15 protein-coding genes are annotated in these 13,982 nt (G+C 58.1%); 9 read left to right on the plus strand and 6 right to left on the minus strand.

Annotated elements, in window-relative coordinates; translation table 11 throughout:
• Window positions 1–360: 360 nt before the first annotated feature.
• Window positions 361–1,560 carry a tyrosine--tRNA ligase gene (tyrS, locus tag AC3IT9_RS26330; RefSeq protein ID WP_110662979.1) on the minus strand — a complete coding sequence of 400 codons (1,200 nt, stop codon included), beginning with the start codon at window positions 1,558–1,560 and terminating at the stop codon, window positions 361–363.
• 213 nt (window positions 1,561–1,773) lie between these two features.
• Between tyrS and AC3IT9_RS26335 the strand changes: the two genes are divergently transcribed.
• Entirely contained in the window at window positions 1,774–3,210 is a 1,437-nt protein-coding gene (locus tag AC3IT9_RS26335; RefSeq protein WP_150725224.1) for a peptidoglycan DD-metalloendopeptidase family protein, read from the plus strand.
• A 3-nt stretch (window positions 3,211–3,213) separates the two neighbouring features.
• On the plus strand, window positions 3,214–4,305 hold the full coding sequence (locus tag AC3IT9_RS26340) for an anhydro-N-acetylmuramic acid kinase (RefSeq protein ID WP_489271344.1): 1,092 nt from the start codon (window positions 3,214–3,216) through the stop codon (window positions 4,303–4,305).
• 68 nt (window positions 4,306–4,373) lie between these two features.
• On the opposite strand, the gene erpA is transcribed toward AC3IT9_RS26340, so the two are convergent.
• Window positions 4,374–4,724, minus strand: a complete 351-nt coding sequence (gene erpA / locus AC3IT9_RS26345; RefSeq protein ID WP_007906865.1) for an iron-sulfur cluster insertion protein ErpA — start codon at window positions 4,722–4,724, stop codon at window positions 4,374–4,376.
• Between the two features lie 166 nt (window positions 4,725–4,890).
• Window positions 4,891–5,925, minus strand: a complete 1,035-nt coding sequence (gene argC, locus AC3IT9_RS26350; protein WP_007980174.1) for an N-acetyl-gamma-glutamyl-phosphate reductase — start codon at window positions 5,923–5,925, stop codon at window positions 4,891–4,893.
• 294 nt (window positions 5,926–6,219) lie between these two features.
• Here argC and hemJ point away from each other — a divergent pair, with 294 nt between their 5' ends.
• From hemJ to coq7, 6 genes are all read left to right on the plus strand, one after another.
• Window positions 6,220–6,648 (plus strand): protoporphyrinogen oxidase HemJ, encoded by a 429-nt coding sequence (gene hemJ / locus AC3IT9_RS26355; protein ID WP_046039521.1) that lies wholly within the window; start codon window positions 6,220–6,222, stop codon window positions 6,646–6,648.
• 33 nt (window positions 6,649–6,681) lie between these two features.
• Window positions 6,682–7,650: an NAD(P)H-dependent flavin oxidoreductase gene (locus AC3IT9_RS26360; RefSeq protein WP_150725222.1), complete on the plus strand. Its 969-nt coding sequence runs from the start codon at window positions 6,682–6,684 to the stop codon at window positions 7,648–7,650.
• Between the two features lie 93 nt (window positions 7,651–7,743).
• Entirely contained in the window at window positions 7,744–8,709 is a 966-nt protein-coding gene (locus AC3IT9_RS26365; RefSeq protein WP_150725221.1) for a DUF805 domain-containing protein, read from the plus strand.
• A 61-nt stretch (window positions 8,710–8,770) separates the two neighbouring features.
• The gene (locus AC3IT9_RS26370; protein WP_056726664.1) at window positions 8,771–9,559 is read left to right on the plus strand and encodes an SDR family NAD(P)-dependent oxidoreductase; all 789 of its coding nucleotides are present in this window, start codon (window positions 8,771–8,773) and stop codon (window positions 9,557–9,559) included.
• Between the two features lie 80 nt (window positions 9,560–9,639).
• Window positions 9,640–9,978: a histidine triad nucleotide-binding protein gene (locus AC3IT9_RS26375; RefSeq protein ID WP_007986008.1), complete on the plus strand. Its 339-nt coding sequence runs from the start codon at window positions 9,640–9,642 to the stop codon at window positions 9,976–9,978.
• A 148-nt stretch (window positions 9,979–10,126) separates the two neighbouring features.
• Window positions 10,127–10,774: a 2-polyprenyl-3-methyl-6-methoxy-1,4-benzoquinone monooxygenase gene (gene coq7 / locus AC3IT9_RS26380; protein WP_150725220.1), complete on the plus strand. Its 648-nt coding sequence runs from the start codon at window positions 10,127–10,129 to the stop codon at window positions 10,772–10,774.
• 129 nt (window positions 10,775–10,903) lie between these two features.
• Here coq7 and speD read toward each other — a convergent pair whose 3' ends face one another.
• A complete protein-coding gene (gene speD / locus AC3IT9_RS26385) occupies window positions 10,904–11,695 on the minus strand; it encodes an adenosylmethionine decarboxylase (protein WP_007986012.1) in 792 nt (263 codons plus the stop codon).
• Window positions 11,696–11,934: 239 nt separating this feature from the next.
• Window positions 11,935–12,357, minus strand: coding sequence for an OsmC family protein (locus AC3IT9_RS26390; RefSeq protein WP_150725219.1), 423 nt, complete (start codon window positions 12,355–12,357; stop codon window positions 11,935–11,937).
• Window positions 12,358–12,585: 228 nt separating this feature from the next.
• Between AC3IT9_RS26390 and crp the strand changes: the two genes are divergently transcribed.
• Window positions 12,586–13,230, plus strand: coding sequence for a cAMP-activated global transcriptional regulator CRP (gene crp, locus AC3IT9_RS26395; RefSeq protein ID WP_150725218.1), 645 nt, complete (start codon window positions 12,586–12,588; stop codon window positions 13,228–13,230).
• 10 nt (window positions 13,231–13,240) lie between these two features.
• Here crp and AC3IT9_RS26400 read toward each other — a convergent pair whose 3' ends face one another.
• Window positions 13,241–13,942, minus strand: a complete 702-nt coding sequence (locus AC3IT9_RS26400) for a lipoate--protein ligase family protein (RefSeq protein ID WP_489271345.1) — start codon at window positions 13,940–13,942, stop codon at window positions 13,241–13,243.
• Between the last annotated feature and the right edge of the window lie 40 nt (window positions 13,943–13,982).

Raw genomic sequence — 13,982 nt, forward strand, 5'->3', positions numbered from 1 at the left:
CAGTTGTTAAAGAGCGGTTGGTTAAGATCTTTCGTCTCAACCGAGGCGCGCATTCTACAGCAGCCTCATTTGCTGTCAAGTGATTATTTTCAGAAGTTTTCAAAGTTTCGCTTGGAAATCCTTAACAACTTCAACCACTTGCGCTTCAGATCTCTCATCAGCGGGAGGCGAATTCTACAGCGTTACACGCTGCTGTCAACACCTCTTTTTCAACTCCCTTTCGGCTTCGATGAACTGAAGCAACCTGCTGCCGAAACCTGCGTAACTCATTGTTTACCAAGGAGTTTTCCGTTTCGACTGCGCCGGAAGTGGGGCGAATTATAGGCTTCTAAAATTCGCCGTCAACCCCTTATTTCAGCTTTATTCGGATTTAAGCGTAATACGCGCAAATGCCTTCTTGCCGGCCTGACAAACATGGGTCGCACCCAGTGCATATATAAAGGTGCGATCGACAACTTCACCATCTATACGCACACCACCGGAACCCAGGAGATCTCGAGCCACCGCCGAGTTCTTGACCAGTCCTGCTTTATTAAGGACAGCAGCGATCGGCATATCCTCGGCAGCAGTCAATTCGATTTCCGGCAGATCATCCGGCAGCTCGCCATCCTTCATACGGTTACCGGCGGCACGGTGAGCATTCGCCGCAGCCTCCTCACCATGGAAGCGCGCAACGATCTCTTCAGCCAGCTTGATCTTGATGTCACGCGGATTGGCACCCGCCTCTACATCAGCACGGAACGCATTGATCTCATCCATTGAACGGAAGCTGAGCAACTCGAAGTAACGCCACATCAGCGCATCCGGAATGGAAACCAGCTTGCTGTACATCACGCCCGGCGCTTCCTGGATACCGACGTAGTTACCCAAGGACTTGGACATCTTCTTCACGCCATCCAGACCTTCAAGCAGCGGCATGGTCAAAATGCACTGGGCTTCCTGACCATAACCGCGCTGCAGCTCACGCCCCATCAGCAAGTTGAACTTCTGATCGGTGCCACCGAGCTCGACGTCTGCGCGCAGAGCTACCGAGTCGTAACCCTGAACCAGCGGATAAAGGAACTCATGAATGGCGATTGGCTGATTGGTTGTATAGCGCTTGTCGAAGTCATCGCGCTCGAGCATGCGAGCCACGGTGTACTGCGAAGTCAGGCGAATGAAGTCGGCCGGCCCCATCTGATCCATCCAGGTGGAGTTGAATGCCACTTCGGTTTTTGCCGGATCGAGAATCTTGAACACCTGAGTCTTGTAGGTCTCGGCATTCTCGAGGACTTGCTCGCGAGTGAGCGGTGGGCGCGTGGCACTCTTGCCGCTCGGATCGCCGATCATCCCGGTGAAGTCACCTATAAGGAAGATCACCTGATGCCCCAGCTCCTGGAACTGGCGCAGCTTATTAATAAGCACGGTGTGACCCAAGTGCAGATCCGGCGCGGTAGGGTCGAAGCCTGCCTTAATACGAAGCGGCTGGCCACGCTTGAGCTTTTCGATCAGCTCGGACTCGACCAACAGTTCTTCCGCACCACGTTTGATCAGCGCTAGCTGCTCTTCAACAGACTTCATAACAGACCCGCAAGGCTCGAATTCAAAGGGGACCAACCATACAAGATCGGGCGTCAAATACAAGGTTTGCCCGGCGCACGGACGCCAATCCGCAGACAGAGCGCCTGCGGACTTGCTTCAGAGATGATTTGGTTATATTTTATACAGTTATTTCATCTTCATCATGTCATTCATCTTTTCCAATTCATCTTTTTCAAAGTCAAAACACTACTTATGACCAAAGAATCGTCTAAAGCGCCTCCGCTTTACCCGAAGACCCACCTGCTCGCAGCGAGTGGCATCGCCGCCCTTCTGAGCCTGGCGCTTCTGGTATTCCCTTCCAGTGATGTTGAAGCCAAAAAGACGACCCTAAGTCTTGAACTGGAAAGCCCCGCTGAACAACTGACACAAGATCAAGACGCCGCCGAAGCCGTCGAAGCCACAAATGAGGCAGCACCTTCTCCCTTTGCGCAGATTGAAAACACCGCAGAAGAGCCACAGGAAACCGCTGAAGCCGCGCCTGCGCCCGCCCCCGCAGTAGCAGTGGTCGCTGAAGAAAAGAAGCCGGATAGCCACAGGGAAGTGACCGTTGCCAAAGGCGACACGCTCTCTACGCTCTTCGAGAAAGTTGGTCTACCTGCCACTTCAGTGACTGACATTCTGGCCAGCGATAAACAAGCCAAACAGTTCACCCAGCTCAAGCGCGGGCAGAAACTTGAGTTCGAACTGGGTCCGGATGGTCAACTGACCAGCCTGCATAGCAAAGTCAGCGACCTGGAAACCATCACCCTGTCCAAGAACGACAAGGGTTACACATTCAACCGCATTACGGCTAAACCGACTGTGCGCTCAGCCTACGTGCATGGTGTGATCAACAGTTCGTTATCTCAGTCCGCCGCTCGCGCCGGCCTGTCCCACAGCCTGACCATGGACATGGCAAGCGTGTTTGGCTACGACGTCGATTTCGCCCAGGATATTCGCCAGGGTGACGAATTTGACGTGATCTACGAGCAGAAAGTGGTGAACGGCAAGGCTGTCGGCAATGGTCCGATCCTGTCCGCACGCTTCACCAACCGCGGCAAGACTTACACTGCCGTGCGTTACACCAACAAACAAGGCAACAGCAGCTACTACACCGCTGACGGCAACAGCATGCGCAAGGCGTTCATCCGCACTCCGGTAGACTTCGCCCGCATCAGCTCCAAGTTTTCCATGGGCCGCAAACACCCGATCCTGAACAAGATCCGCGCTCACAAAGGCGTCGACTACGCAGCACCGCGCGGCACGCCGATCAAGGCAGCCGGTGATGGCAAGGTCTTGCTGGCCGGCCGCCGTGGTGGCTACGGCAATACCGTGGTCCTCCAGCACGGCAATACCTACACCACGCTCTACGGCCACATGCAAGGCTTCGCCAAAGGCGTGAAGACTGGCGGCACGGTGAAACAGGGCCAGGTGATTGGCTATATCGGCACCACCGGCCTCTCCACCGGCCCGCACTTGCACTACGAATTCCAGGTCAATGGCGTGCACGTCGATCCGCTGGGCCAGAAAGTAGCGATGGCCGATCCGATCTCCAAAGGTGAACGCGCACGCTTCCTCGCGCAGAGCCAACCGCTGATGGCGCGTATGGATCAGGAAAAATCTACCCAGCTAGCTTCGGCCAAGCGCTAAGCCATGGCGCTCTATATAGGCGTGATGTCCGGGACCAGCCTTGATGGCCTGGATATCGCGCTGATCGAGCAAGCCCCGGCGATCAAGCTGATCGCCACCCATTACATCCCGATGCCCGATTCACTGCGCGCCGAGCTGCTTGGCTTGTGCGCCAGTGGGCCGGACGAGATTGCCCGCTCCGCCATCGCCCAGCAGAACTGGGTAAAACTGGCCGCGCAGGGCATTAATACCCTCCTGACCCAACAGCAGCTCAAACCTGAGAGCATTCGTGCGATTGGCAGTCATGGCCAGACCATCCGCCACGAACCGGCACGCGGTTTCACAGTGCAGATTGGCAACCCGGCCCTTCTGACGGAGCTGACCGGCATCACCGTGGTCAGCGATTTCCGCAGCCGCGACGTCGCTGCCGGCGGACAAGGCGCACCACTGGTTCCCGCCTTTCACGAAGCCTTGTTTGAAGAGCGGGCCGGTAATCGCGCAGTGCTGAACGTAGGCGGCTTCAGCAATCTCAGCCTTATCGAGCCCGACAAGCCGGTCGCCGGTTTCGACTGTGGCCCGGGCAATGTGTTGCTGGACGCTTGGATTTACCAGCAACGCGGCGACCACTTTGACCGTGACGGCCAATGGGCTGCCTGCGGCAACGTAGAACCGGTGCTGTTGAATGCACTGCTCAGTGATCCGTTCTTTGTGACCAAAGGCCCGAAGAGTACCGGCCGGGAAGTGTTCAACCTGCCATGGCTGACACGGCATCTGGCACAACTGCCAGCCTTCGCCGCCGAAGATGTTCAGGCGACGCTGCTTGAACTGACCGCGCTCACCATCATCGAATCACTGCAAAGCGCCCAGGCAGACACGCAGGAGCTGCTGGTCTGCGGCGGCGGCGCCCACAACACTGCCTTGATGAATCGCCTGGCCAGCCTGCTGCCAAACGCCAGCGTCAGCAGCACCGCTGCCTACGGTGTAGACCCCGACTGGGTCGAAGCCATGGCCTTCGCGTGGCTGGCTCATTGCTGCCTCGAAGGCATCGCAGCCAACCGTCCGAGCGTTACCGGTGCCCGTGGCTTGCGCGTACTGGGCGCCATCTACCCCGCATAAATCCTCCACACAGCAAAACGCCGCAAGGCCCTGAGGCATTGCGGCGTTCTGTGAAACCGGTGCGCTGATCAGATCGAGAACGAAGAACCGCAGCCACAAGTGGTGGTCGCATTCGGGTTCTTGATGACAAAACGCGAACCTTCCAGACCTTCCTGGTAGTCCACCTCGGCACCTGCCAGGTACTGGAAGCTCATCGGATCGACAACCAGACTCACACCTTCGCGCTCGACGATGGTGTCGTCATCGGCCACTTCCTCATCGAAGGTGAAGCCGTACTGAAAACCTGAACAACCGCCGCCCGTAACGAATACGCGCAGCTTCAAGCGATCATTCCCCTCTTCATCGACCAGGCTCTTCACCTTGTGCGCGGCACCGTGGGTGAATTGCAAAGCCGTGGGGGTGAAGGATTCGACGCTCATGCTGACTATCTCCCGGCGTTACGCCGTCATATTGCGTGATGACGCGCATTATCCGCTTCTCCTAGAAAAGCGGTCAACTATTGTTATGGTATATCAACCAATCCAGTCGCCGGCCCGGAATGCAAAAAGGCCCGTCAGACGGGCCTTTTGCTGTACGCGATAACGCTTACGGCAGCATGCCGGCGTGGGACAGGCCCAGACGCTCATCCAGCCCGAACAGAATGTTCATGTTCTGCACGGCCTGACCCGAAGCGCCTTTGACCAGGTTGTCGATCACCGACAGCACAACCACCAGATCGCCATCCTGAGGGCGATGCACAGCGATACGGCAGACGTTGGCACCCCGTACGCTACGAGTCTCCGGATGGCTGCCGGCCGGCATCACATCGACGAACGGTTCGTTGGCGTAACGCTTTTCAAACAATGCCTGCAGGTCCACCGAGCGATCAACAACGGTTGCGTAGAGCGTGGAGTGAATGCCACGAATCATCGGTGTCAGGTGCGGAACGAAGGTCAGGCCGACGTCCTTGCCTGCTGCGCGACGCAGCCCCTGGCGAATCTCCGGCAGGTGACGGTGACCTTTGACCGCATAAGCCTTCATGCTTTCCGACGTCTCGGAGTACAACGAGCCTACGGAAGCACCACGACCGGCACCGCTGACGCCGGACTTGCAGTCAGCGATCAGATGCGCGGCATCGGCCAGGCCGGCTTCGAGCAATGGCAGGAAGCCCAATTGCGTTGCAGTTGGGTAGCAGCCCGGCACGGCAATCAGACGTGCTTTCTTGATCTGTTCGCGATTGACTTCCGGCAAGCCATAGACCGCCTCGTCCAGCAACTCCGGTGCACCGTGCGGCTGGCCGTACCACTTGGCCCATTCATCCGCGTCTTGCAGACGGAAGTCGGCCGACAGGTCGATGACCTTGGTCCCGGCCGCCAGCAGTTCGCCCGCCAAGGCATGGGCAACACCGTGCGGTGTGGCGAAGAACACCACATCGCAGGCACCCAGGGTCTTGATGTCCGGAACGCTGAACGCCAGGCCGTCGTAATGGCCTCGCAGGTTCGGGTACATGTCGGCCACGGCAAGGCCAGCCTCGGATCGGGAAGTGATGACAACCACCTCAGCTTGCGGATGTTGCGCCAACAGACGCAGCAGTTCGACACCGGTGTAACCCGTGCCGCCGACGATACCGACCTTGACCATAAACCTGCCCTCAACGAACCCACTGGAAAGCCGTCGATAATAGGGGCCGCGCGCCCCTGCGACAACCGTCAAGGTGACGTGCGGACGCTCACGAGTCCCGTCTCGGGCATACGTTCAAGTTTTGGTGAGTGGATTTTGTTGCCAGACAAGGCGCCGCGACGAGTCATAGCCCGCTATGGCGAGGAGCGGCAACGCAGTATGGCGACAAAAGACACCGTCAAAATTGAACAGTTATGTCCGAGACGGGACTCTTTCTCTACTATTCAGGCTACCGTGAACCTGGAATAACTAAAAATGCTCTATCTGTGGCTCAAAGCGTTTCATATCGTCAGCGTCGTGTGCTGGTTTGCCGGCCTGTTCTACCTGCCACGACTGTTCGTTTATCACGCACAAAGTGAAGACACGATCAGCAAGGAACGCTTCAGCGTCATGGAGCGCAAGCTGTACCGCGGCATCATGGGCCCGGCGATGATCGCCACGCTGATCTTCGGCGGCTGGCTCATCTACCTCAATCCAGGCATCTTCAGCCAGGGCGGCTGGATACACGCCAAACTGACCCTGGTCGTGTTGCTGATCGGCTACCACCACATGTGCGGCGCCCAGGTAAAACGTTTTGCCCGTGGCGAGAACACCCGCAGCCATGTCTTTTATCGCTGGTTCAATGAAGTGCCGGTTCTGATATTGCTGGCTATCGTAATTCTGGTCGTCGTTCGGCCGTTCTAAATCCACCAGGCACAACTTACCGGGGTACTTCCAATGTCGCTGCCCGCTCTGCTCGAAGAACGTTTGCGTCTGCCCGTGGTGGCGGCGCCGATGTTCCTGATTTCCAATCCGCAATTGGTACTCGCTTGCTGTCGCCAGGGCGTGGTCGGCAGCTTCCCGGCGCTGAACCAGCGCGAAAGCAGCGGCTTCAAGGCCTGGCTGGAAGAAATCGAAGCCGGGCTGGCGACAATGGAAAACCCCGCGCCTTATGCCGTGAACCTGATCGTCCATAACAGCAATCCTCGTTTACAGGCGGATCTTGAGATCTGCGTCGAACACAAAGTGCCGATCGTGATCACCAGCCTCGGTGCCGTGAAAGAACTGGTCGACGCGGTGCACAGCTACGGCGGCCTGGTGTTCCATGATGTGACAACTCGTCGTCATGCCGAGAAAGCGGCCGAAGCAGGCGTGGATGGCTTGATCGCCGTGGCTGCCGGTGCTGGTGGACACGCCGGAACCTGGAGCCCGTTCTCGCTGATTGCCGAAATCCGCCAGTTCTTCGACAAGACCCTGTTGCTGGCCGGCTGCTTGAACCACGGCCACGAAATTCTTGCCGCTCAATTGCTCGGCGCGGATTTGGCCTACTTTGGTACACGATTTATCGGCACGGCCGAAAGTCACGCGCCTGACGCCTACAAAGAAATGCTGCTGACATCCAAAGCGGCAGACATCATCCATACTCCAGCCGTGTCAGGTGTCCCCGCGAGCTTCATGCGCCAGAGCCTGGAGGCCGCCGGTTTCGACATGGCCGCCTTGCAAGGCAAGGGCGAGATCAACTTCGGTTCCAAGCTCAAACCCGTGAGCGATGAGGCCAAAGCCTGGAAAACCGTTTGGTCTGCCGGCCAGGGCGTGGGAGAAATCGAGGACTTGCCGAGTGTCGAGCAGTTGATTGCACGTCTCGACGCGGAGTACCGCAAGGCCCTGGAGCAGGCTGCCCAGTTGACCAAACGCTGGCCGAGCTGACAGCAAACCTTGGCTAGTCTTGCCCGGCTGGCCTTACACCCGCTTGGGCACAACATTCTTCTTTCAACCTCTCGCGACAAGGATGCTTCGCACATGGGCGAAAATCATTTCAAAATCGTATTCGAGGGCGCCTTGCTGCCCGGTGTCGACATCACCACGGCAAAGCTCAATCTCGCCGATTTGTTCAAAAGCGATGTCACGGCCATCGAGCGCTTGTTCACCGGGCGTCCGGTAGCGCTCAAACGCAACCTGTCGCAAGCCGATGCCCAGACCTATCTCCAGGCGCTGAGCAAAACCGGTATCGACGCCCGCATCGAAGCCGAAACGCCGATTGAACTGAACCTCGCCGACGTTCATGACCATGCGCCGGCCAGCAGCCAGGAGCCTTTGGCAGATCCGCAGTCCCCTTACGCGCCGCCTCGCGCACCGGTCGGCGAAGCCGTGGCGGAATTCGCAACGCTCAAGCCATTCAGTTTCGATGGCCGTATCGGCCGCTTGCGTTACCTCGCCTGGACGCTGGTGCTGTCAACTGTACTCCTGGCCGTTTGCGGGGTGTTTGCCTTGGTCGCCCTGGCTCTGATCGGCGCGGATTCGTCCGCCGGCCTGATATTGGGCAGCTTGCTGGCCTTGATCCTGTTCGTCGTGTTTGTATTCGTCAGCATCCAGATCACTGTTCAACGCTTGCACGATGTCGGCTGGTCCGGCTGGCTGTGGCTGCTGAACCTGGTGCCGTTCGTTGGCAGTTTCTTTCCGTTCGTGATCATGGTCGTACCGGGCAACGACACCACCAACCGCTACGGTCCACCACCTCCGCCGAACAGTACCGCGGTCAAGGTACTGTCTTCGCTGTGGCTGATCGTTATCGCGCTGGTTCTGTTCGGCTCGCTGGCCGGTGGTCTCACGGCGATACGGGAAGGATACGAAAACGCCGCCCAGAGCAGCTACGAAAGCAGTTCGGTCACCACCGATGAAATCGAAGTCGAGGTCGAACCGGTGCCAAATTCCGCCGACGATGCAGCCGAAGTGGCCCAGCCCCCTGTAGACTCTGCGAAAGAATGAACAGCGCTCCTGGCCCGTGACACCTGCGTCGCGGCGCGGAGCTGTTGCGATGGAGAAGTGCATGACCCGTTACGCTCTGATCACTGGTGCCTCCAGCGGCATCGGCCTGGCAATGGCCGAAGCCCTGGCACGGCGCGGCCGCAGCCTGATTCTGGTGGCCCGACAACGTGATCAGCTGGAAAGTATTGCGATTGAACTGACCCAACGGTTCGGCGTGGAGGTGTTGTTCCGTGCCTGTGACCTGGGTGAACCGCTGCGCCTGTCCGGATTCCTGCTGGAGCTGGAAGAAGGCGACCGGCAGATCGATTTGCTGGTCAACTGCGCCGGTATCGGTACATGCGGCCCGTTTCTGGCCCAGGACTGGATGACCGAGCAAGACCTGATCGAAGTGAACATCCTCGCCCTCACCCGCCTGTGCCATGCCATCGGCAACAGCATGGCCCTGCAAGGCGGCGGGCAGATTCTGAATGTGGCCTCGGTGGCGGCGTTTCAACCCGGGCCGTGGATGAGCACCTATTACGCCAGCAAGGCGTATGTGCTGCACTTTTCCGAAGGATTGCGCGTCGAACTGAAAAAATGTGCGATCAAGGTTTCGGTGCTCTGCCCCGGGCCGACCCGCACAGCGTTTTTCCGTACCGCACAACTCGACAGCGAAAAACTGACTAACAGCAAACTGCTGATGAGTCCCGAGGAAGTGGCGCTCTACACCGTGCGCGCACTGGAAAAGAATAAGGCGATCATCATTCCCGGGCGGCGCAACCGCTGGTTCGCCTTCCTGCCGCGGCTCGGCTCGCGCTGGCTGACTCGCACAATCGCCGGCATGATCAACAAGGCTTACTGCCCGCGCTGATCCAATTCAAGGTAAAAAGCTGGGCGCTGGCATACGCCATGAGTACACTCAGGCCAGCCCAAATAACGGAGAAAACAGCTGTGGATACTCTGTTCACCAAGATCATCAACCGGGAAATCCCGGCGAAGATCATTTACGAGGACGACCAGGTACTGGCCTTCCACGACATTGCCCCACAGGCACCGGTACATTTCCTGGTGGTCCCGAAGAAACCGGTTCGCACCTTGAACGACCTGACCGAGGACGACAAGGCATTGGCCGGGCACATCCTGTTCACCGCCCAGCGCCTGGCACTGGAACTGGGCTGCGAAAAAGGTTTCCGCGTCGTCATGAACTGCAATGAAGAAGGCGGACAAACCGTCTACCACATTCATATGCACGTGCTGGGTCAGCGCCAGATGCACTGGCCGCCGGGCTGATTGCGCCAAACCCTGTGGAAGCGGCGCACTGCCGCTTCCACAAACGGCATCACAACACTGTCACAGCCTCTGCATCACAATGACCCAGCGCAAACCTTCCCCGGCCGATTGGGTTAAACTGGCCGCCGAAATTCCCCCGGAGGTCAGCATGACTACCCAACGTCACTACTCGCCGATTGACCGCCTTCTGCTGCAAGCCGATGCCGCGATGCGTACCCTGCTGCCCTCCAGCGGCCAGCCGTACCGTCCGTCGCCCGCCATCGTGCAGCCGGATGCGAAAATGAGCGACGAAGACACACGCCACGTTGCCGGCCTGATGCGCATCAACCATACCGGCGAAGTCTGCGCCCAGGCGCTGTATCAGGGGCAGGCGCTGACCGCCAAGCTGCCGCAAGTGCGGGCTGCGATGGAACATGCCGCCGAAGAAGAAATCGATCACCTGGTCTGGTGCGAACAACGCATCCATCAACTGGGTAGCCACACCAGCATCCTCAATCCGCTGTTCTATGGCATGTCGTTCGGGATTGGCGCAGTGGCCGGCCTGATCAGCGACAAAGTCAGCCTGGGGTTCGTGGCGGCGACGGAAGACCAGGTGTGCAAACACCTGAACGAACATCTGGAGCAATTGCCGGCCGAGGATGAAAAGTCCCGGGCGATTCTTGAGCAGATGCGCATCGATGAAGAACAGCATGCCGAAAGTGCGCTGGATGCTGGCGGGTTCCGCTTTCCGGCACCAGTGAAGTTCGGGATGAGTCTGATGGCCAAGGTGATGACCAAGAGTACTTATCGGATCTGATCTGTGATTGGACGACAGGACGCCATCGTCGGATCGCAGCCCGGAGCCGGCTCGCTCCCACAAGGGCCGCCGGTAACAATAAAAAAGGCGACTGCCGCAAGGGAGTCGCCTTTTTTGTATTCGATAACCTTACGCCATATTGCGCGCGTAGAAGATTTCGAGCATTTCGTGTTTCACCCGCTCGGTCACCTGGGCGCGCTGCTCAGAGGACAGGTTGCTGGTGGCGTCGCCGAACAGGTAGTTATCCAGTTCGAAGTTCTTCAGCAGCATCTTGGTGTGGAACAGGTTTTCCTGGTACACGTTCACGTCGGTCATCTGGTACGCGTCGTAAGTGTCGTCGGACAGGTAGTTCTGGATCGAATTGATCTCGTGGTCGATGAAGTGCTTTTTGCCTTCAACGTCACGGGTAAAGCCGCGCACACGGTAATCCACGGTCACGATGTCCGAATCGAACTGGTGAATCAGGAAGTTGAGCGCTTTAAGCGGTGAAATGACCCCGCAAGTCGACACGTCGATGTCCACACGGAAGGTTGCAATACCGCTGACCGGATGGATTTCCGGGTAGGTGTGCACCGTGATGTGGCTCTTGTCGAGGTGGGCCAGAATGATTTCGGGCAACGGGCCCGGGGACTCTTCGATCTGACTGTCGGTCGGGGTTACCGGTTCTTCCGAGATCAGGATCGTGACGCTGGCGCCCTGCGGCTCATAGTCCTGACTGGCAATGTTCAGGATGTTGGCACCAATGATATCGACAACTTCCGTGAGGATCTGCGTCAGGCGTTTCGCGTTGTACTCTTTATTGATGTACTCGACGTAAGCCTGCTGGTCTTGCGGGGTTTCCGCGTAGCAGATGTCATAGATGTTGAAGCTCAAGGTCTTTGTCAGGTTATTGAACCCGTGGAGCTTGAGTTTGCTTTTCACCGTTAAAAACTCTCTATGTGTTTGCGGCCCGGCCGCGTGATCAAGCATGCCCGTCAAATGCGAACAACGCACCTGCGTAGGACGGTTAACACCTCTTCGCGATGGCGATTTTGGTTGTCTGTTCGGGTGCGAGGCCTGTCGGCTGACCGGCCACTACCCTGAAAAAAGTGGCGCATTATGCAGACGTCCGCTTGTGTTCGCCAGAGTCTGCACTGCTTTTATGATAGTTGAATGTCGATTCAACCGAGCTCGATGATCTTGTAGTCGTGGGTAATGGCCACGCCGGCCGCGCCGAGCATGATCGAGGCCGAGCAATACTTCTCGGCAGACAGCTCGATGGCGCGTTTGACCTGGGCTTCTTTCAGCCCGCGGCCCTTGACCACAAAATGCATGTGGATCTTGGTGAACACCTTTGGATCTTCGGTCGCACGCTCGGCTTCAAGGAACGCTTCACAGCTTTCGACCGCCTGGCGGGACTTCTTGAGGATGCTGACCACATCGAAATTGCTGCAACCGCCGACACCCAGCAGCAGCATTTCCATCGGCCGGACACCCAGGTTACGTCCGCCGGCATCGGGCGGACCGTCCATGACCACGACATGACCACTACCGGATTCGCCGAGGAACATGGCTTCGCCAGCCCATTGGATGCGTGCCTTCATCGCCAAGACTCCACTGTATAAAAAAGGGTCGCCAGCTTAGCACAGGCCCCGTGATTGACGGCGCCCGGCGTCCTAGGACATATCCCGCCGCCTTGTAGGTAAATGCTCGAATATTTCAGGAAGTGTCTGTTAAGCTGACGCCAAATCAATGGCGCATGGCCAGCTTTTCCCCAGCGTTCGCTATTCATAAAAACCAAACACACCGTGCAGTCTTTTCGGGATACAACCATGGTTGCGATTGCCCCCAACCCCAAGATCAAGAACCTCGACAAGCTGTTGATGCATTGCCAGCGCCGCCGCTATCAGGCCAAGAGCAACATCATTTGTGCCGGCGACCGCTCGGAAACGCTGTTCTTCATCATCAAAGGCTCAGTCACCATCCTGATCGAAGATGACGACGGCCGGGAAATGATCATTTCCTACCTGAACACCGGGGATTTTTTCGGCGAGCTGGGCCTGTTTGAGCAAGCTGGCCAGGAGCAGGAGCGCAGCGCCTGGGTGCGGGCCAAGGTTGAATGCGAAGTCGCGGAAATCAGCTACGCAAAATTCCGCGAGTTGTCCCAGCAGGATCCGGACATTCTTTACGTGCTCAGCGGACAAATCGCACAGCGCCTGCGCAACACCACGCGCAAGGTCGGTGACCTGGCATTTTTTGACGTGACCGGCCGCGTTGCCCGCTGCCTGCTGGAACTGTGTAAACAGCCAGACGCCATGACTCACCCCGATGGCATGCAAATCAAGGTGACCCGTCAGGAAATCGGGCGGATTGTCGGTTGTTCCCGGGAGATGGTCGGTCGCGTGCTCAAGGATCTGGAAGAACGCAACCTGGTGGGCGTCAAAGGCAAGACCATGGTGGTCTTTGGTACGCGTTAAGCTCGAAAACCTAGCCGCTGAACATCTGCACCAGCACCAACCGGTAGAGATAGTCGAGGCGCGCCAGGGCATCGTGCGCCGCGAACTTCTCATGCAGCGCGATGTGGCTTTCGGCGCGCACGCGTTGCTCCAGTCCGCAGGCCTCGTTGAAACGATTGACCGCGGCGACCATCGACGCTCGCTCGTTATCGATCAGCATCGCCCCGTGCACCAGCCCCACCGGACGCTGCCCACCCTGGCTCTGACGCCAGCGCTGGGCGGTGCCGACCATCTTGCGTCCATCGAGGTTGACGTTGAAGCGACCGTCACAGAAGGCGCCTTCGATTTCACCCAGCGACGATGTGCCACCCAGCTCATCGAGCAACTGACAGATCGGATCGCACAAGCGCCGGTAACCGGTCTCGATACGGTTCAGATCCCCTTCGCTACGCGGCGGCGCGTAAACCAGTGCGATGTTGATCGTTGAGGCCGATTGCGGCACCGGTTCGCCACCGGTTTCACGCAACAGTACTGGCCAACCTGCCGCTGCCGATACCTCACATGCAGCTTCGAAGCCTGGCAAGCGATTCAAACGGCGCGGCATGACCAGCGCCCGATCACTCGGCTGCCAGAACAGCAGGCCGAACTCCGCGTCGCCGGCGCAGACCGAGGCCAACAAATCCTGCTCGGCTTGCAGGCCGGCTTCGATGGTGAGAGAGATTGGCAGCGACATAGACGACTCCGGCAGACATGAGGTCTTTAGGGAATTTGAG

This window comes from Pseudomonas sp. KH_046_1, assembly GCF_057839025.1.